18 protein-coding genes are annotated in these 18,012 nt (G+C 67.6%); 10 read left to right on the forward strand and 8 right to left on the reverse strand.

What is annotated here, in order from left to right; translation table 11 throughout:
• Positions 1 to 17 precede the first annotated feature (17 nt).
• Both glmS and ABN401_RS13050 read left to right on the forward strand, forming a co-directional pair.
• Positions 18 to 1,847: a glutamine--fructose-6-phosphate transaminase (isomerizing) gene (gene glmS / locus ABN401_RS13045; protein ID WP_349685294.1), complete on the forward strand. Its 1,830-nt coding sequence runs from the start codon at positions 18 to 20 to the stop codon at positions 1,845 to 1,847.
• Positions 1,848 to 1,921: 74 nt separating this feature from the next.
• A complete protein-coding gene (locus ABN401_RS13050; protein ID WP_349685295.1) occupies positions 1,922 to 2,176 on the forward strand; it encodes a GlsB/YeaQ/YmgE family stress response membrane protein in 255 nt (84 codons plus the stop codon).
• A 254-nt stretch (positions 2,177 to 2,430) separates the two neighbouring features.
• Here ABN401_RS13050 and ABN401_RS13055 read toward each other — a convergent pair whose 3' ends face one another.
• Positions 2,431 to 3,417: a 2-hydroxyacid dehydrogenase gene (locus ABN401_RS13055; protein ID WP_349685296.1), complete on the reverse strand. Its 987-nt coding sequence runs from the start codon at positions 3,415 to 3,417 to the stop codon at positions 2,431 to 2,433.
• 35 nt (positions 3,418 to 3,452) lie between these two features.
• Between ABN401_RS13055 and ABN401_RS13060 the strand changes: the two genes are divergently transcribed.
• The 3 genes from ABN401_RS13060 to fabB all read left to right on the forward strand — a co-directional run bounded on the left by ABN401_RS13060 (position 3,453) and on the right by fabB (position 6,066).
• The gene (locus ABN401_RS13060; RefSeq protein ID WP_349685297.1) at positions 3,453 to 4,022 is read left to right on the forward strand and encodes an SH3 domain-containing protein; all 570 of its coding nucleotides are present in this window, start codon (positions 3,453 to 3,455) and stop codon (positions 4,020 to 4,022) included.
• 225 nt (positions 4,023 to 4,247) lie between these two features.
• Entirely contained in the window at positions 4,248 to 4,781 is a 534-nt protein-coding gene (fabA, locus tag ABN401_RS13065; protein ID WP_349685298.1) for a 3-hydroxyacyl-[acyl-carrier-protein] dehydratase FabA, read from the forward strand.
• Positions 4,782 to 4,836: 55 nt separating this feature from the next.
• Positions 4,837 to 6,066: a beta-ketoacyl-ACP synthase I gene (gene fabB / locus ABN401_RS13070; RefSeq protein WP_349685299.1), complete on the forward strand. Its 1,230-nt coding sequence runs from the start codon at positions 4,837 to 4,839 to the stop codon at positions 6,064 to 6,066.
• Here fabB and ABN401_RS13075 read toward each other — a convergent pair.
• A complete protein-coding gene (locus tag ABN401_RS13075; RefSeq protein ID WP_349685300.1) occupies positions 6,063 to 7,340 on the reverse strand; it encodes a Vgb family protein in 1,278 nt (425 codons plus the stop codon). The two genes, fabB and ABN401_RS13075, sit on opposite strands and share 4 nt — an antisense overlap.
• A 418-nt stretch (positions 7,341 to 7,758) precedes the next feature.
• On the opposite strand from ABN401_RS13075, the gene ABN401_RS13080 reads away from it, so the two are divergent.
• Positions 7,759 to 9,072: a cation:proton antiporter gene (locus ABN401_RS13080; RefSeq protein WP_349685301.1), complete on the forward strand. Its 1,314-nt coding sequence runs from the start codon at positions 7,759 to 7,761 to the stop codon at positions 9,070 to 9,072.
• Between the two features lie 37 nt (positions 9,073 to 9,109).
• Positions 9,110 to 9,931: an enoyl-ACP reductase FabI gene (locus ABN401_RS13085; protein ID WP_432763561.1), complete on the forward strand. Its 822-nt coding sequence runs from the start codon at positions 9,110 to 9,112 to the stop codon at positions 9,929 to 9,931.
• Positions 9,932 to 10,054: 123 nt separating this feature from the next.
• Here the strand turns inward: ABN401_RS13085 and ABN401_RS13090 are convergent, their stop codons facing one another.
• Positions 10,055 to 10,759, reverse strand: coding sequence for a glutathione S-transferase N-terminal domain-containing protein (locus tag ABN401_RS13090; RefSeq protein ID WP_349685302.1), 705 nt, complete (start codon positions 10,757 to 10,759; stop codon positions 10,055 to 10,057).
• A 140-nt stretch (positions 10,760 to 10,899) separates the two neighbouring features.
• On the opposite strand from ABN401_RS13090, the gene ABN401_RS13095 reads away from it, so the two are divergent.
• Positions 10,900 to 11,079, forward strand: coding sequence for a YegP family protein (locus ABN401_RS13095; protein ID WP_349685303.1), 180 nt, complete (start codon positions 10,900 to 10,902; stop codon positions 11,077 to 11,079).
• A 4-nt stretch (positions 11,080 to 11,083) separates the two neighbouring features.
• Here ABN401_RS13095 and rimM read toward each other — a convergent pair whose 3' ends face one another.
• The 5 genes from rimM to ABN401_RS13120 form a co-directional block, all read right to left on the reverse strand.
• Positions 11,084 to 11,608 carry a ribosome maturation factor RimM gene (gene rimM, locus ABN401_RS13100; protein WP_349685304.1) on the reverse strand — a complete coding sequence of 175 codons (525 nt, stop codon included), beginning with the start codon at positions 11,606 to 11,608 and terminating at the stop codon, positions 11,084 to 11,086.
• A gap of 72 nt (positions 11,609 to 11,680) precedes the next feature.
• Entirely contained in the window at positions 11,681 to 12,301 is a 621-nt protein-coding gene (gene rpsP / locus ABN401_RS13105) for a 30S ribosomal protein S16 (RefSeq protein ID WP_349685305.1), read from the reverse strand.
• Between the two features lie 21 nt (positions 12,302 to 12,322).
• Positions 12,323 to 13,858 (reverse strand): signal recognition particle protein, encoded by a 1,536-nt coding sequence (ffh, locus tag ABN401_RS13110; protein ID WP_349685306.1) that lies wholly within the window; start codon positions 13,856 to 13,858, stop codon positions 12,323 to 12,325.
• A 201-nt stretch (positions 13,859 to 14,059) separates the two neighbouring features.
• Entirely contained in the window at positions 14,060 to 14,389 is a 330-nt protein-coding gene (locus ABN401_RS13115; RefSeq protein ID WP_349685307.1) for a type II toxin-antitoxin system HicB family antitoxin, read from the reverse strand.
• Complete coding sequence (locus tag ABN401_RS13120) at positions 14,386 to 14,682, reverse strand: type II toxin-antitoxin system HicA family toxin (RefSeq protein WP_349685308.1); 297 nt, start codon at positions 14,680 to 14,682, stop codon at positions 14,386 to 14,388. Before ABN401_RS13120 ends, ABN401_RS13115 begins: the two co-directional genes overlap by 4 nt.
• Before the next feature lie 82 nt (positions 14,683 to 14,764).
• Between ABN401_RS13120 and ppc the strand changes: the two genes are divergently transcribed.
• Together ppc and ABN401_RS13130 are read left to right on the forward strand one after the other, a co-directional pair.
• Entirely contained in the window at positions 14,765 to 17,470 is a 2,706-nt protein-coding gene (gene ppc, locus ABN401_RS13125) for a phosphoenolpyruvate carboxylase (protein WP_349685309.1), read from the forward strand.
• Between the two features lie 184 nt (positions 17,471 to 17,654).
• On the forward strand, positions 17,655 to 17,960 hold the full coding sequence (locus tag ABN401_RS13130) for a UrcA family protein (protein WP_349685310.1): 306 nt from the start codon (positions 17,655 to 17,657) through the stop codon (positions 17,958 to 17,960).
• Positions 17,961 to 18,012 lie beyond the last annotated feature (52 nt).

Below are 18,012 nucleotides of genomic sequence, written 5' to 3' on the forward strand. Positions count from 1 at the left end.
ACGAAGGGGAACATCTCATGTGCGGCATCATCGGCGTGACGGGCACGGGCCCGGCGGTTCCCCGGCTGATCGACAGCCTGAAGCGGCTGGAGTACCGCGGCTATGACTCTGCCGGCGTCGCCGCCATGGTCGACGGCCGCATCGAACGCCGCCGCGCCAAGGGCAAGATCCGCGAGCTGGAGGCCGTCCTCGCCACCGAACCCCTGAGCGCCACCGTCGGCATCGGCCACACGCGCTGGGCCACCCACGGCGCGCCGACGACGCCCAACGCCCACCCGCACAAGGCCGGCCGCGTCGCCCTGGTCCACAACGGCATCATCGAAAACTTCGCTGAGCTGAAGGCCGAGCTTCAGGCCGCTGGCCGCGTCTTCGAAAGCCAGACCGACACCGAGGTCGTCGCCCACCTGCTGGACCACGAACTGTCGGGCGGCAAGGCTCCGCTGGAGGCCTTCAAGGCCACGCTGGACCGGCTTACGGGAGCCTATGCCCTGGCAGTTCTTATCGAGGGCGAGGACGAGCTGATCCTGGGTGCGAGGAAGGGCTCGCCGCTGGTCGTCGGCTGGGGCGAAGGCGAGATGTATCTGGGCTCCGACGCCCTGGCGGTCGGGCCGTTCACCCAGAAGATCAGCTATCTGGAGGAAGGCGATTTCGTCGCCGTGACCCGGGCCGGTGCCACGATGTTCGACGCCTCGGGCGCGGCCGTCGACCGGCCGGTGGTCCAGGTCAGCGCGTCTTCGGCCATGGTCGAGAAGGGCGCCTATCGCCACTTCATGGAAAAGGAGATCCATGAACAGCCCGACAGCGTCCAGCACACCCTGTCGCACTATCTCGACCTGGTGACCGGCAAGGCCAAGGTGCAGACGCTGGAGGCCGGGGCTATCGACTTCGCCAAGGTGGACCGCATCCAGATCGTCGCCTGCGGCACCGCCTTCTACGCCGGCCAGATCGGCCGCTACGCCTTCGAGAAGCTGGCGGGCCTGCCCTGCGACGTCGAGATCGCGTCCGAGTTCCGCTATCGCTCCCCGGCCGTGACGCCGGGCACCCTGGCCGTCGCCGTCAGCCAGTCGGGCGAAACCGCCGACACCCTGGCCAGCCTGACCTGGTGCAAGTCCCAGGGACTGAAAACCGCCGCCATCGTCAATGTCCACTCATCCTCCATGGCCCGCGAAGCCCATGTCTTGTGGCCGACCCACGCGGGCCCCGAGATCGGCGTCGCTTCCACCAAGGCCTTCACCGCCCAGGTCTCGGCCCTACTCGCGTTGGCCGTCGCGGCCGGTGTCGCGCGCGGCAAGATCGACGGCCAGAGCGAGGGCGAACTGGTCAAGGCCCTGTTCGAGGCCCCGCGCCTGATTGCCGAGGCGCTGCAGATGGACGCCGACATCCGCGCGGTGACGGCCGAGTTGTCCAAGGCCACCGACGTCCTGTTCCTGGGCCGGGGCGCCATGTTCCCGCTCGCCATGGAAGGCGCGCTGAAGCTGAAGGAGATCAGCTACATCCACGCCGAGGGCTACGCCGCCGGAGAACTCAAGCACGGCCCCATCGCCCTGATCGACGAGGCCACACCGACCATCGCCCTGGCCCCGCTGGATGACGTGTTCGAGAAGACCGCCTCCAACTTGCAGGAAGTCGCCGCGCGCGGCGGTCCCGTCATCATGATCGCGCCGCGCACGGCGCCCGATCCGCACGGCGCGGGCATCCAGCGCATCCACGCCCCGGACTGCCACCCTCTGATCGCACCGCTCGTCTATGCCGTGCCGGTGCAACTGCTGGCCTACTACACGGCTGTCCAGAAGGGCACCGACGTCGACCAGCCCCGCAACCTGGCCAAATCCGTCACCGTCGAATGATCGCGACGCCCTGACGCAACCATCCGGGCCTCGTCGCATTCTGTCGTTACCTTGGCTTTGGAAGGATAGAAATCATGGGACTCGGTATCATCGGTTGGCTCGTCATCGGCATCGTCGCCGGTTGGCTCGCTGAAAAGGTCATGGGCCGCAATCACGGCCTGATCACCAATCTGATCGTCGGCGTCATCGGCGCCCTGATCGGCGGCTTCATCGCCCAGAACCTGTTCGGAACGCCCGTCGGCGGCTTCAACCTGGTGACGCTGATCGTCGCCTTCGGTGGTGCCTGCCTGCTGCTGTTCCTGCTGGGACTGGTCAAGCGTCGCGCCTGATCGGCGCACGAACACCGAAATGACGAAGGGCGGTCCTCACGGGCCGCCCTTTTTCGTATCGGCGATCCTCTCTTTCGTCATTCCGGGCGAAGCATAGCGAAGACCCGGAACCCAGCGGTGCCGGAGCGTAGCGTAGGCGAAATGCGTCAGCCGACTGTATGCGTGACAGTTTCGCGCTCTCGCGCGCCGCTGGGTTCCGGGTCTCTGGTCGCTTCGCTCCCGGCGCACGGAATGACGAAAGAAGGGGAGAAAGCTCAGAACATCGCCGGGATGACGCGATCCGGTGGGCGGTGACCGTTCTGGACGGTCATGATGTTGGCGATCACCCGATCTCCCATGTCCTGACGGGCCTCCAGGGTCGCGGACCCCAGATGCGGCAGCAGCACCACATTGGGATGACCGACCAGACCCAAGTGAACCTTCGGCTCGTTCTCGAACACGTCCAGCCCGACGCCCGCCAGGGAACGCCGCGAAACCGCCTCCGCCAGGGCCGTCTCGTCGATCAGCTCGCCCCGCGCGGTGTTGATCAGCAGGGCATGCGGCTGAAGCAGGGCCACCCGCCGCGCGTCCAGCAGATGATGGGTCTCCTTGGTCGCCGGACAGTTCAGCGAGATCACGTCCATGCGCGACAGCATGGTGTCCAGGTCGTCCCAGTAGGTCGCGCCCAGTTCCTCCTCGATGCGCGGGCTGACGGCCTTCCTGTTGTGATAATGGACCTGCATCCCCGACGCTCGGGCCCGGCGGGCCAGGGCCTGGCCGATCCGGCCCATGCCGACGATGCCGAGCCGCTTGCCCCACAGCTTGCGCCCGCACATCCAGGTGGGGGTCCAGCCCTCGAACCGGCCCTCGGCCATCACCTGCGCGCCTTCGACGATACGGCGGCTGACGGCCAGGATCAGGCTCATGGCCAGGTCGGCCGTGTCCTCGGTCAGGACGCCCGGCGTGTTGGTGACGATGATCTGGCGCGCGACGGCCGCGTCGATGTCGATGTGATCCACGCCCGCGCCGAAGTTGGCGATCATCTTCAGCTGCTCGCCGGCCGTGATGATCAGCCCGGCGTCGATCTGGTCGGTGATGGTGGGCACCAGGACGTCGGCCCGCTGCATGGCCGCCAGCAGGGCGGCGCGGTCCATCGGGATGTCCTTCAGGTTCAGCTCGGCGTCGAACAGCTCGCGCATGCGCGTCTCGACCGCGTCGGGCAGCCTTCTGGTTAAGACGACCTTAAGCCGAGTGCTGGACATAGGACCCTTGGATTTACCGCGAGCGGCCGACGCCGGTGTCTAGCAAGTCTCATCCCCGTCTCCAAAGCCTGTCGCGCCGGATCGTCACGATCGTCGCCGCCGCGTCGCTGGGCCTGCTCGTCGGCGCGGCGGCGACCATGCCCGACGGCCGTCCGACCCCGACCGGGCTCGAGGTCCCCCGCTGGGTCTCGCTGAAGTCGTCCGAAGTGCGGGCGCGACAGGGTCCGGGCCTCGACTACCGCATCCTGTGGGAATACCGCGCCGCCGGCCTGCCGGTTCAGGTCATCGCCGAGACGCGCGAGTGGCGAAAGATCTGCGATCCCGAAGGGGCCGTCGCCTGGATTCACCGCAGCGTCGCCTCCGGCCGTCGCGGGGCCTTCAACGCGACCACGGCCGAAGTCCCGATCCGCACCCGTCCCGACGACGAAGCGGCCATCAAGGCCCGCTTCAGCCCCCGCTCCCTGATCGCGCTCGACGACTGCGAGGACGGCTGGTGCCGCGTGCGCGCCGACAAGCTGCGCGGCTGGGTCAAGGCGGATGCGGTCTTCGGCGCATCCGACGCCGCCCTGTGCGACGCGGCGAGGCCGGCGGGCGAGGCGAGGTGACGCCTCTCCCTCCCCCTCGGGGGGAGGGTCGTCGCGCAGCGACGGGGTTGGGGGCGGCAAGGCAATACGCAGGGGATGTCTGAGTCGGGCTCGCCCGGCCGTCCCCACCCGGTCTTCGCTTCGCTCCGACCACCCTCCCCCGCAGGGGGAGGGAGAAGACATCGCGCCATTGACCCCCCGCCCGTGTCGTGTCACCCCGCCGCCACACCTCGGGAGCCGATCCTTTTGAGCCAGTCGCAATACCCCTCGTCGTTCGACCATGCCGCCCTCCTGGCCTCGGGACGGGGCGAGCTGTTCGGACCGGGCAATGCCCAGCTGCCGGCCCCGCCGATGCTGATGTTCGACCGCATCACCCAGATCAGCGGCGACGGCGGCGAACACGGCAAGGGCTATATGGAGGCCGAGCTGGATATTCATCCGGACCTCTGGTTCTTCGGCTGCCACTTCATCGGTGACCCCGTCATGCCCGGCTGTCTGGGTCTGGACGCCATGTGGCAGCTGGTCGGCTTCTACCTCGGCTGGATCGGCGGACCGGGCCGTGGCCGCGCGCTGGGTGTCGGCGAGGTCAAGTTCACCGGCCAGGTCACCCCGGACATCAAGAGGGTCACCTACAAGATCACGCTCAAGCGGGTCATCAACCGCCGCCTGGTCATGGGCATCGCCGACGGGGTTCTGGAAGCCGACGGCGTGCCTATCTATACGGCGACCGACATGCGCGTCGGCCTGTTCCAGCCGGGCGAAAAGCCGTCCGGCGGCTGAAGACGTCACGATAACCGCGATCAACGCGGACCAAGGCTAAAGAGAAGGAAACTGCATGCGGCGTGTCGTCGTCACGGGTCTGGGCATCGTCTCCTCCATCGGCACCGGTGCCGAAGAGGTGACCGCATCGCTGCGCTCGGCCCGATCGGGCGTTGTCGCCGCGCCCGATCACATCACCCACGGCTTCCGCAGCCAGGTCTGGGCACCGCCGTCGCTGGGCGTGTCGGCCGAGGACTGGGCCCCGCTGGTCGATCGCCGCGCCGCGCGCTTCCTGGCCAACGGCACCGCCTGGGGCCACATCGCCTTCGAGGAGGCGCTGAAGGATTCCGGCATGACGCCGGACGAGATCAAGGACGACCGCATCGGCCTGATCGTCGGCGAGGGTGGGCCTTCGACCCAGGTCATCCTGCAGGCGGCCCAGACCACCATCGAAAAGGGCTCGCCCAAGCGGATCGGGCCCTTCGCCGTGCCCAAGGCCATGGCCAGCGGTCCCTCGGCGGTGCTCGCCACCTGGTTCGAGCTGCGCGGCATCAACTATTCGATCTCCTCGGCCTGCGCGACCAGCGCCCACTGCATCGGCGCGGGCGCCGAACAGATCCAGTGGGGAAAGCAGGATGTGGTCTTCGCCGGCGGCTGCGAGGACATCGACTGGTCCATGTCCAACATGTTCGACGCCATGGGCGCCATGTCATCCAACTTCAACGCGACCCCGTCCGTCGCCAGCCGCGCCTATGACAAGGACCGCGACGGCTTCGTCATCGCCGGCGGCGCGGGCATCGTGGTGCTGGAGGAATACGAGCGGGCCAAGGCGCGCGGCGCGAAAATCTACGCCGAGGTCGTGGGCTACGGCGCCAACTCCGACGGCTACGACATGGTCGCCCCCTCCGGCGAGGGCGCCGAGCGATGCATGAAGATCGCCATGGCCCAGGCCGGCGGTCGCCGCATCGACTATCTGAACCCCCACGGCACCTCGACGCCCGTGGGCGACCTCAAGGAAATGGGCGCGGTCAGGAACGTGTTCGGCACCGACATGCCGCTGATCTCCTCGACCAAGTCCCTGACCGGTCACTCGCTCGGCGCTGCCGGGGCGCAGGAGGCGATCTATTCGCTGCTGATGCTCGAGCACGGCTTCGCGGCCGAAAGCGCTCACATCGAAAACCTGGACCCCGAGTTCGAGGGCATGCCGATCCTGCGCGAGCGCAAGGACGGAGAACTGACCACCGTAATGTCCAACTCCTTCGGGTTCGGCGGCACCAACGGGACGGTGATCTTCTCGAAGGTCTAGCCTGCGCGCGGGAGCGTCGCCAGGATGACGCTGTTGGCGCTGCCCTGGTGCATCAACAGATTTCCGTCGCGCGTCGCGCGCATGTGGCGCACGATGCCGCCTCGGAGCTGTCCCGCCTGGATTGGCCTGCTTTGGAACGTCTCTGTTCGCGGGTCGAACCTGACCAACGGATCAGGGCGCACCCCGCTTTCGCTGTACCAGACGATGTCGTCGATGACCGCTATGGCGTAGGGGTGAGACTCCGGCCCGCTCGGGCTGTCCCACTCGCGGGTTTGGCCCGTGCCGGGATCGTAGACCCCCAGGCGTCCTCGGCCTGAGTTCACATACCAGATCCGTCCATCACTGCTGATGTCGAGCCGCCGAACCGTTGTATCGTCACCAGGCAGGTCGATTTCCGTAAGGGCCATGGTCCGGGGATCCATGCGGATAAGGCAGTTGCTGCCGTTGCATGCGATCCAGAGTGTGCCGTCCGACGCGACCTTGATGCCGTATGGCCGAGCGCCTTCGCGTTCGACAGTGACCAGACGAATGTCTCCGGTGCGCGGGTCGAAGCGGCCGATCATGTTGCTGCGCTGCAGCGTGAACCACATGATGCCGTTCGCATCGAATTCTGCGGTGTGGGGATCGCGCGCGTCCGGATCCGGCATAGGATATTCGCGGGCTTGGCCGGTGGCCGGATCGAACCGGCCGATCGTGCCGTTGCCGTTGCCCATGTACCAAACGCCGCCTTGAGCATCGATATTGACGCTGTGAGGAAGAGCCTCTGCCGGCAGAGGCCATTCACGTACCTCACTGGTGCGCGGATCGATCTGCCCGATCGTATTGCCCTGCTGGCCGACATACCAGATCGATCCGTCTGGAGCTTGCACCGGATCGCGCGGGCGTTGGCCCAGCTGGCGAGTGCGCCAGGCCTGAAAGGACACTCGAAGCGGTCCATCGACGATGCGGGCCGGACGCGGACTGCCGGACGGCGGGTAGTGAGTGCTCAGATAGTCCAGCACGGTCTCTCTATCTGCCGGGCTCAGCTCCACCATCCCGGACACCAGTGCATCCCAGTGCTCACGCGTATAGCCGGTGCTCATGGTGATGTGGCTTACGCCGTGACAGGAGGAGCAGAGACTGTCGACCTGTGCCCGTCCCGTGGCCTCGATCAGCGAGGTGGGGGCTGCGGGGCCTTGCTCGCGGACCGTTTCCGGCGCGCACTGCACGACAAAGGGAGCGGCGATCAGGGCGAAGCTGCGGAGGATACGATTGGCGGTTGGACCGGATGTCATGGAGCCCCTCGCGTCGGCAGGGTTGGGAATGTCCGTTCTCAGGCCGCCACCGCGAAAACGCGCGACGTCCATGGCACAATGGAAACACATCAATGGCCCGCCGTCTGCCTCGAACTTGGACTGCAGACGCTGCGTGCGGCTCGGCGGGCGGCAATGTAAGGTCGTTGTCTGCCGACGGTCAGCGACGTCGATCAGAGCCGGGAGCGCTTTTGACCCGCGAACGCGAAACAATGCTCGGCTTCAAGCCTTACAGGACGCCATTGCAGCGCTCTCTTCGAAGACTCGAGGGCGGAGCTCGGAAAAGCGGCTCAGGTTATGGCTTCAGGCTGGATGACGACACGAGGGCGGAGCGACTTTTCTGGACACACTCCTTCTGACACCCAACCCTTACATCCTGTTCCTGCTCGGCCTCGGCGCGGTGGTTCTGCTCGTCTCCTGGGCTCCCAAGGGGCTGAGCCGGCTGCCGCTGTCGCTGGCCATGATCTGCGTCGGCCTGGGGGCCGGCATCTTCAGCTTCGACATCCTGTCCTTCAATCCCGATCCCCGAACCTGGGACACCCTGACCGAGCGTTTGACCGAGCTGGTGGTCATCATCTCGCTGATGGGGGCGGGACTGAAGCTGGACCGGCCCGTCAGTTGGAAGGGCTGGGCCCCGACCTGGCTGATGGGGGCGGGACTGAAGCTGGACCGGCCCGTCAGTTGGAAGGGCTGGGCCCCGACCTGGCGGCTGTTGGCCATCGCCATGCCGCTGACCGTCGCCGCCACTGCCTGGCTGGGCGTCGCGGGACTGGGCTTCAGCCTGGCCATGGCCCTTCTGCTGGGCGCGGCGATGGCCCCGACGGACCCGGTGCTGGCGTCGGACGTCCAGACCGGCCCGCCCCGGTCGGGCGAGGACAATGAGGTGCGCTTCAACCTGACCGCCGAGGCGGGCCTGAACGACGCCCTGGCCTTTCCCTTCGTCAACCTGGCCATTCTGGTCTCGCTGAGCGGAGCCGCGGCCTGGGCCGGACAGGGCCTGGGCCAGTGGCTGGCCATCGATGTGGGCTGGAAGCTGCTGGCCGGCGGCGTCATGGGCTGGGCGGTCGGCAAGGCCATGGGCTGGCTGATCTTCCGCGCCCATCGCCAGGGCATCTCGCGCCACGCCGATGGCCTGGTGGCGATCGGGGCGACCTTCATCGCCTATGCGGCGACCGAGGTGGTCCATGGCTACGGCTTCCTCGCCGTCTTCGTCTGCGCCCTGACCATTCGGGCCTCGGAGCGCGAGGACGACTTCCACGCGGAGATGCACGACTTCGCCGAGCAGATCGAACGTCTGCTCATGATGCTGCTCTTGGTCCTGTTCGGCGGGGCGCTCGCCAACGGTCTGCTCGACGCCCTGACCTGGACCGACGTCGGCATCGCCCTCGCGATCCTGTTCATCGTCCGTCCGGTGTTCGGATATCTGTCGCTGGTCGGCATCGACCTTCCCAGGCGGGACAAGGTGCTGCTGGCCTATCTGGGCATCCGTGGTCTGGGATCGGTCTACTATCTCGCCTACGGGCTTAACCACGGAGAGTTCGGCGATTCCGAGCGCCTGTGGGCCATCACCGGCTTCATCATCCTGACGTCCATCGTCGTCCACGGCGTGACCTCGACGCCGCTCATGCTGCTGATCGAGCGGCTCGGCGGCCGGCCTTTGCAGCGTCCGTCGGCCCCTGCTAACCCTCCCCCCAAGGACGAACAGCTGGGCTGATCCGACACCGGACGCCCGCCAATACGGAGACGACACGATGGCGAGCGAGAGCGGCTGGACCATGCCCACGGGCGAACTCATGAAGGGCAAGAAGGGCCTCATCATGGGGGTCGCGAACTCGAATTCGATCGCCTGGGGCATCGCCTCCCAGCTGGCGGCCCAAGGCGCGGAGCTCGCCTTCACCTACCTCGGCGAGGGGCTCGAACGCCGGGTGCGGCCGCTGGCCGAGAGCGTCGGCGCCAAGGCCCTGATCCAGGCCGACGTCACCGACGACGCCTCAATGGACGCCGCCTTCGCGGAGCTGGAAAAGACCTTCGGCACCATCGACTTCGTCGTCCATTCGGTCGCCTTCGCCAACAAGGACGAGCTGAAAGGCTCCTTCGTCGACAACACCTCGAGGGACAGCTTCCTGCTGGCCCTGAACATCTCGGCCTTCAGCTTCGTCGACGTGGCCAAGCGCGCGTCGAAACTGATGCCGAACGGCGGGTCCCTGGTGACCATGACCTATCTGGGGTCCGAGCGCGCCATACCGAACTACAATACCATGGGCGTGGCCAAGGCCGCGCTGGAGGCCGCGACCCGCTACATCGCCCGCGACCTGGGTCCCAAGGGCATCCGCGTCAACGCCATCTCGGCCGGTGCCATGCGCACCCTGTCGCTGGCCGGCATCTCAGGCGGCCGGGGCATGATCGCCCAGGGCCGCGCCATGTCGGCGATGAAGGAGGACACCTCGATGGAAGGCGTCGCCGGCTGCGCCCTGTGGCTGTGCTCGGACCTCGGCCTGTCGACCACCGGCGAGATCATCCACGTCGACGCCGGCTTCCACATGATGGGCCTGCCGGACGGCGAGGAGGGCTGATCTGCGGTATCGGCGGTATCGGCCGATATTTTGGCGGTAACGGCGGTTCACGGCCGCCGAGATTTGCAGTTCACGCTTTTCGGCGATCTGCGGTCTCGGCGGTGTTCACCGGTGATCACAGGCTCAGGGACGCGCCGGTATGGTCAGCCCTCGCGCCACCCCCGGCCTTGCTTCGCACCGCGCCACCCATTCCGGCACCGCCTTCAACGACGCCCAGTCAACCAGATCGGCGGCACCGTAGAACTCAGGGATGGCGCGGACCCAGCCGATCAGGCTGACGTCAGCGATGGTGAAGTCCTCGCCCATGACGAAGGGCCGGTCCGCCAGTCGGCCTTCCAGCACGCCCAGCAGGCGCTTGACCTCGGTGACGAAGCGGTCGCGCGGCCGCTTGTCCTCCCAGTCCTTGCCGGCGAACTTGTGGAAGAAGCCCATCTGGCCGGTCATCGGTCCCAGCGCCGCCATCTGCCAGAACACCCACTGCAGGGTCTCGTAGCGTCCCGCCGGATCGGTCGGGATCAGCTTGCCGGTCTTTTCCGCGAGATAGGTCAGGATCGCCCCGGACTCCCACAGGGCCAGCGGCTGTCCGCCCGGACCATCAGGATCCAGGATCGCCGGGATCTTGCCGTTGGGGTTCAGCGACAGATAGTCGGGCGTCCAGGTCTGGTTCTGCATGATGTCCACCAGATGGACCTCATAGGGCAGGCCGATCTCCTCCAGTATGATCGACGCCTTCACCCCGTTGGGGGTGGCGAACGAATACAGCTGGAGCCGCTCGGGGTGTTTCGCCGGATACTGGCGGGTGATCGGAAACGCGGTCAGGTCGGCCATGGGATACAGTCTCGGTTGCGATTAGAGGCTGATGCAGGGGCCGTCCGCTCACGCGCAAGTGTCCGCTGGTCGACACGCGGCCGGTTGACCTGATCCCACTCAGCTTGGCCTTATCCGGCTTGCAACCAGGGAGGCGCCGCGTGGCCCACAAGTTCGAAATCTACAAGGACAAGGCCGGAGAGTTCCGGGTCCGGTTCAAGTACAATTCCGAGACCATGTTCTCGACCGAGGGCTATGCGTCCAAGGCCTCGGCCCAGAACGCGATCGACTCGATCAAGAAGAACGGGCCGAACGCCCCGGTGGACGACACCACCGACTGACGCCTCAGTCGGGTTCGCGCTCTCCGACCTCGACCGGCCGCACGGCCAGCAGCCAGCCGTCGGCGATATGCAGTTCGGGCACGGCTTCGCGGGTGAAGGGCAGATACCACGTCGGCCCGCCCTGTGCCGGGGCGATCTCCAGCATGTCGTCGGCCCCGAAATTCTGGACCGCCTTGACCGCGCCCAGCACCTGGCCCGACCCGTCGCGCGCCGCCAGCCCGACCAGATCGGTCAGATAGAACTCGTCCTCGTCCGGCTGCGGCAGGGCCTCGCGAGGGACGTGGAGCTTCAGATTGCGCAGGGCGTCGGCCTCTTCCTTGGTGGCGACCTCCTTAACCCGGGCCACAAGGCCGTCCTTGGTGACGCGCGCAGCCCCCAGCGTCAGGGCATGGCCGCCGTCGGCGCGCAGCAGCGGGCCATAGGCCGTCAGCGCCATGGGATCGGCCGTATAGGTGGTGATCCGCACCTCGCCCTTGACCCCGAACGCCCCGGCGACGTGGCCGACGAGGATGAGTTTTTGATCCGTCATCACGGGCTCCGACAGCAAAAGGGCGGTGTCATTAGACACCGCCCTCGCTTCACATAGCAGGATCGAGGCGGATCAGGCCTCGGTCTTCTCTTCCTCGGCGGCCGGGGCCTCTTCCGCAGCAGCTTCGGCGGCCGGGGCCTCCTCGGCGGCGGCTTCCGGAGCAGCCCCTTCAGCAGCGGCTTCCTCGGCCGGAGCGGCCTCTTCCGCGACGGTCTCTTCAGCCGGAGCTTCCTCGACCGGCGGCGCGTTCTTGGCGGCTTCGGCGGCCGCGGCTGCCTCTTCCTTGGCGCGCTGGGCGGCTTCGGCGGCCTCGACCTTGGCGGCCGCTTCGGCCTCGGCGCGGTCGGCTTCACGCTGGGCGCGCTCGGCGGCGCGTTCCTGGGCCTTCTTGCCCGGCTCGCCCTTCTTCAGGTTCTGGCCTTGCGTCCACTTGACCTTGCCGGCCAGGGCCTCGTCCTGGGACAGGAAGCGGGCGACGCGGTCCGTCGGCTGGGCGCCCTTGCCCAGCCACTCGGCGATGCGGTCCGACTTCAGGGTCACGCGCGGCTTGTCGCCGTCCTTGGGCAGCATCGGGTTGTAGGTGCCCACCCGCTCCAGGAACTTGCCGTCGCGCGGAGAGTGGCTGTCGGCGATCACGATGTAATAGTAGGGGCGCTTCTTGGCGCCACCGCGGGCCAGACGAATCTTCAGCATTGTCAGTCTCTTTCTAGGAAATCAGTTCGGTTTCTTGGGGAGGCCCGGCAGGCCTGGAAGGCCTCCCGGCATTTGTCCGCCACCCAGGCCGGAGAGCCGGTCCTGGAGGGCTTTCATCTCTTGTTCGGTCGGCTCGGGCATGCGTCCGCCGCCCATGGCCTTGAGCCGGTTGATGTCGGGGCCGCCGCCACCGGGGCCGCCCCCCATGCCCATGCCGCCCATCATGGCGGCCATCTTCTGCATGTTGCCGCGCCCGCCCTTGGCCAGGGACTTGACCATGTCGGCCATCTGGCGGTGCTGTTTCAGCAGGCGGTTGATGTCCTGCACCTCGACGCCCGCGCCGGCGGCGATGCGCTTCTTGCGCGACGCGTTCAACAGATCGGGCTTCTTGCGCTCGATCTTGGTCATGGACGAGATGATCGCCTCCTGACGCAGGATCATGCGGTCGTCGATGTTGGCGTCGGCCATCTGGGCCTTCATCTTGGCCACGCCGGGCATCAGGCCCATGATGCCCTGAAGCCCGCCCATCTTCTTCATCTGCTGCAGCTGGGCGGCCAGGTCGTTCAGGTCGAACTGCCCCTTGGCCAGCTTCTTGGCCATGGCCTCGGCCTTGGCCTGGTCCAGCTCCCCGGCGGCCTTCTCGACCAGGGCGACGATGTCCCCCTGGCCCAGGATGCGGCCGGCGACGCGCCGCGCGTCGAACACGTCCAGCGCATCGACCTTCTCGCCCGCACCCAGATATTTGATCGGCAGGCCGGTGACCGCCCGCATCGACAGCATGGCCCCGCCGCGCCCGTCGCCGTCGGCGCGGGTCAGGACCAGACCCGTCAGCGGCAGACGCTCATGGAACGCCGCCGTGGTCCGAACCGCGTCCTGACCGGTCAGGCTGTCGGCGACCAGCAGGGTCTCGACCGGCTTGGCGATGGAGGCGACCTCGGCCACCTCGTTCATCAACGCCTCGTCCAGCGTGATCCGCCCGGCGGTGTCGAGGATCAGGACGTCGAAGCCCTGAAGCTTGGCCGACTGCAGCGCGCGCCGCGTGATCTGCACCGCGCTTTCGCCCGCAACGATCGGCAGGGTCGCGACCTCGATCTGCTTGCCCAGCTGGGCCAGCTGTTCCATCGCCGCCGGACGTCGCGTATCGAGGGATGCAAGCATGACCTTCTTGCGATCGAACTTGGTCAGGCGCAGCGCCAGCTTGGCCGAAGTGGTCGTCTTGCCCGACCCCTGCAGGCCCGCCATCAGCACCACCGCCGGCGGCGTGGCGTTGGTGTTCAGCGGGACCGGCTCCTCGCCGCCCAGCATTTCGATCAGGCCGTCGTAGACGATCTTGATGACCTGGTCGGCCGGCTTGACCGAGCGGATGACCTCTTCGCCCGTGGCGCGCTCGGTGGCGAAGGCGATGAAGTCCTTGACGACCGGCAGGGCGACGTCGGCCTCCAGCAGGGCCACGCGCACCTCGCGCATCGCCTCGGCCACGTCCTTTTCGGACAGGGCGCCGCGCCCGGTGATCCGGTCGAAGACGCCTGTCAGCCGCTCGTTCAGAGCCTCGAACATACAAACCTCGTTGACGACGAAGGTCCCCAAGACGGCCCCATACGACAACGGCCCCCGGCAACGATCACGTCGGCGGAGGGTTCTCGCCATCCTCGTCCCGAGCTGTCGGGGGTCGTGATGGTGGAGACGCGAAGGTTCACTTGCGTCGGAAGCGGCGGTGTATGGCGGAAACGCCGGGCTAAATCAACTTTGTGGTGACATTCAACCGGCGACCCGATCCAGCACCTCGGCGACATAGCCGTTCAGGCTCTTGCCCTCGCGCGCCGCCGCCGCCGCCGCCCGACGGTGAACCTCGGGCTTCACACGGACCGAAAACGTACCGGAGAAGGGCCGCTCTGGCGTCTTGCCGCGCGCTTGGCACCACTCGGCGTAGTCGGCGATGGTATCGGCGAAGGCCGCCTTCAGTTCGGCCGGCGTACGCCCCTGAAAGGTCAGCACGTCGCGCGTGTTCACCACCTCGCCGTGGAACAGACCGGCGTCCTCATCCAGCTCGATGGTGGCCAGATAGCCGTCGTGGGTCATGGTCGTCATGGTTTGGCATCGGGCGCGAAGCCCGCCTCCGTCAGGAACCGGCGCACCGACTTCAGCGCGCCCTTGTCCGTCTCCTTCTGGGGATGGGGACGGTGGAAGACAGCGTCCACGCCGTTCAGACTGACGCGAACGCGAGAACCGCGTCCCTCGCTGACGTCCGCCCCGGCCGCCTTGAACAGCGCCTCGACGTCGGACCACAGCACATTGGCGCGGACAGGTTCGGCGAAGATCGCGACCAGCGTCCTGGAATGCCGACCCCTCATCTGGATTTCGATACCATTTTCTGGTGACACGAACAACTCGTGTTTCCGGCCTCGCGGCGAGCTCGTCTTTGTCGCAGTGTTCGGATCTCTCCTTGGCCGCGCGAGACTGCCCATGCCCGCCACCCTGCCTGTCGCCGACAATCGCCTGCGCGAGGAGGTGCGGCTGCTCGGCGGTCTCCTGGGCGAGATCATTCGCGACGAAGGTGGCCAGGGTCTCTATGACCGGATCGAGGCGGTCCGCGTCGCCTCTGTCGGCTATCACCGCCATGCCGGGGCCCGGGGATCGGCCGAACTGGAGCGCCTGCTCTCGGACCTGTCGCTGGATGACGCCGTGGGGCTGGCGCACGGGTTCGCCGTCTTCTCCCTCCTGGCCAATGTCGCCGAGGACCGCGCCGGCAAGCGCCGCGCCCGGAGCCAGACGGCCGAGGGCGCGCGGGCCGATACGCCGGAGGGGGCCCTCGCCCGGCTGGAGGCGGCAGGACGTTCGACCGACGACGTCCGCGCCCTGTTGTCCGATGCCCTGATCTCTCCAGTCCTGACCGCCCATCCGTCGGAAGTGAGGCGCAAGAGCGTCATCGACCGCATCGCCGCCGTGTCCGACCTGCTGGATGGCTGCGACCGCGACGACCTGGCCTGCGCGCCCGAGGTGCTGAGGTCGGGCTTGCGGCGGCAGGCGGTGATCCTGTGGGCCACCCGGCTGGTCCGCACCACCGGCCTTGTGGTCCAGGACGAGATCGACACCGTGGTCTCCTTCCTGGAGCGGGTGTTCCTGAAGGTCGCGCCGGAACAGCTGATCGACTGGCGACGTCGCCTGAACGCGCCGGAGCTCAAGCCCTTCGTGCGGATCGGGGCCTGGGTCGGCGGCGACCGCGACGGCAATCCCAATGTCGACGCGGGGGCCTTGCGCGCCGCCTTCGCCACCCCGGCCAGGGCGGTCCTTCGGCATTACCTCGAGGCGGTGAACACCCTGGGCGCCGAACTCAGCCTGTCCGGCTCCCTGGCGCGTGTCAGTCCGGAGCTGGAGGCCCTGGCCGCCGGCTCGGGCGACGCCTCGCCCCACAGGGCCGACGAACCGTATCGACGCGCGCTCAGCCAGATCTATGCCCGGCTTTCGGAGACTCATCTGATCCTGACCGGCGAGGCCGCGCCGCGCCCCGCCCCGTTCGCCGCTCCGCCCTATGACGGCCCGTCGCAGTTCCGCGCGGATCTGAGCGTGCTGCACGACAGCCTGGTCGCGAGCCACGGCGACGTCTTCGCCGATGACGGTCTCGCCCGGCTGATCGCGACCGTCGATGTCTTCGGCTTCCACATGGCGACCCTGGACCTGCGCCAGAACTCCGACGTCCACGCGCGCGTGGTCGCAGACCTTCTGCGGGTCGCGGGCGTCTGCGCGGACTATGCGGCGCTGGACGAGGAGGCGCGGCTAGCCGTCCTGGCCGCCGAGCTCCAGACCCCCCGGCCCCTGTTCAGCCCCTACGCCGACTACGCGCCTGAGACCCTGAAGGAACGCGCGATCCTTCAGGCCGCGGCCGAAGCCATCGCGCGGTTCGGTCCCGACGCCATCCGCACCCACATCGTGTCCAAGACCGACGCGGCCTCGGACCTGCTGGAAGTCTATCTGCTGCTCAAGGACGTCGGCCTCTACCGGCCCGAGGACCCCGGCGCCTGCCCGATCCAGGCCGCCCCCCTGTTCGAGACCATCGACGATCTGCGCGCCGCCCGACCGACGCTGGAACGCCTGCTTCGCGAACCGTCGGCCCTCGCCGTCGCCCGGGCACGGGGCGTGCAGGAGGTCATGATCGGCTACTCCGACTCCAACAAGGACGGCTCCTACCTGACCTCGACCTGGGAGTTGCACGAGGCCTCGCGCGGCCTGCTCTCGGTCACCCAGGCGGTGGGTCTGCGGCTTCAGCTGTTCCATGGCCGTGGTGGGGCCGTGGGTCGGGGCGGCGGGTCCAGCTTCGCCGGCGTGATCTCGCAGCCGACGGGCACCGTCGCCGGTCGCATCCGCATCACCGAACAGGGCGAGGTCATCGCCAACAAATACGGCGAACCCGACGTGGCCCGGCGCAATCTCGACGCCCTGACGGCCGGAACCCTGATCGCCTCCCTCACCCCGCCGCCGGACGAGCGTATGTCGGAGCGCCACGGACCCACGGCGGCGGCTCTGTCGCGGGCTTCCATGGCCGCCTATCGCTCCGTGGTCTACGAGACGCCGGGCTTCGTCGACTACTTCCGCGCGGCCACCCCGATCAACGAGATCGCCGAGCTGAAGATCGGCTCGCGGCCCACGTCGCGAACGGCGTCCACCGCGATCGAGGATCTCAGGGCCATTCCGTGGGTGCTCAGCTGGTCCCAGAGCCGGGTCATGCTGCCGGGCTGGTTCGGCTTCGGCTCGGCCTGCGAAGGCGCGGATCACGAGGAACTTCGGGCCATGGCCGTCGACTGGCCCTTCTTCCGGACCCTCGTTCAGAACATGGAGATGATCATGGCCAAGGCGGACATGACCATTGCCCGCCGCTACGCCTCCCTGGTCGAGGATCAGGCTCTGGCCGCGCGGGTCTTCGGTGCCATCCAGGCGGAATGGGACCGGACCCATGCGGCCGTCCTGTCGATCACGGGCCAGACGGCGCTGCTGGGCGGCCAGCCCGAGCTCGACCGGCTGATCCGCATGCGGATGCCCTATGTCGAGCCCTTGAACCACGTCCAGATCGAGCTGATCCGGCGCAGGCGGGCCGGCGACGACGACCCCCGCGTGCGCGAGGGCATCCTTCTGGCCATCAACGGCATCGCGGCGGGTCTGAGGAACAGCGGCTGACTGCTCACAGCGACGAACACGGATCATCCGTCATTTGCCGCACTGAGGGCAAGGATTGCCAATCATGAACGAAGATTAGGGAAGAGTTCACCACGCGGTCACGGAAGCCTTCCGGCCCTGTCATCGAACACCGTCATACGGCCCGCGTTCGCCTCCCTGCGATCCCAGCCAAGGACGTTCCGCCATGAAAACCCTCGCCATCGCCGTTTCCGCCCTGGCACTGCTGGCCGGTGCCGCTTCCGCCCAGGACTACCGCATCCCCTTCGGCGACCTCGATCTCGCGTCCGTTCAGGGGGCCAACGCCTTTGACGCGCGCGTCGATGCCGCGTCGCGCCAGGCCTGCCGCGGCGGCGGCCCGCTGGCCGAGCATCAGTGCCGCGTCCGTTTCCGCGCCGAGGCCATTCGCCTTCTGCCCACCGTGCGCCGCGATGATTATGCGCGCGCCCGCGGCGGCAGGATTCTGGCCATGGTTCCTGTCATCTACGGCTGATCGAACCGCGTTCACGGCTTGGAAGCCATTGTCGTTCACGGTGCGCCCTTCG

Source organism: Brevundimonas aurifodinae (assembly GCF_040195595.1).
In the GTDB taxonomy this organism is placed as follows: Bacteria; Pseudomonadota; Alphaproteobacteria; order Caulobacterales; family Caulobacteraceae; genus Brevundimonas; species Brevundimonas aurifodinae.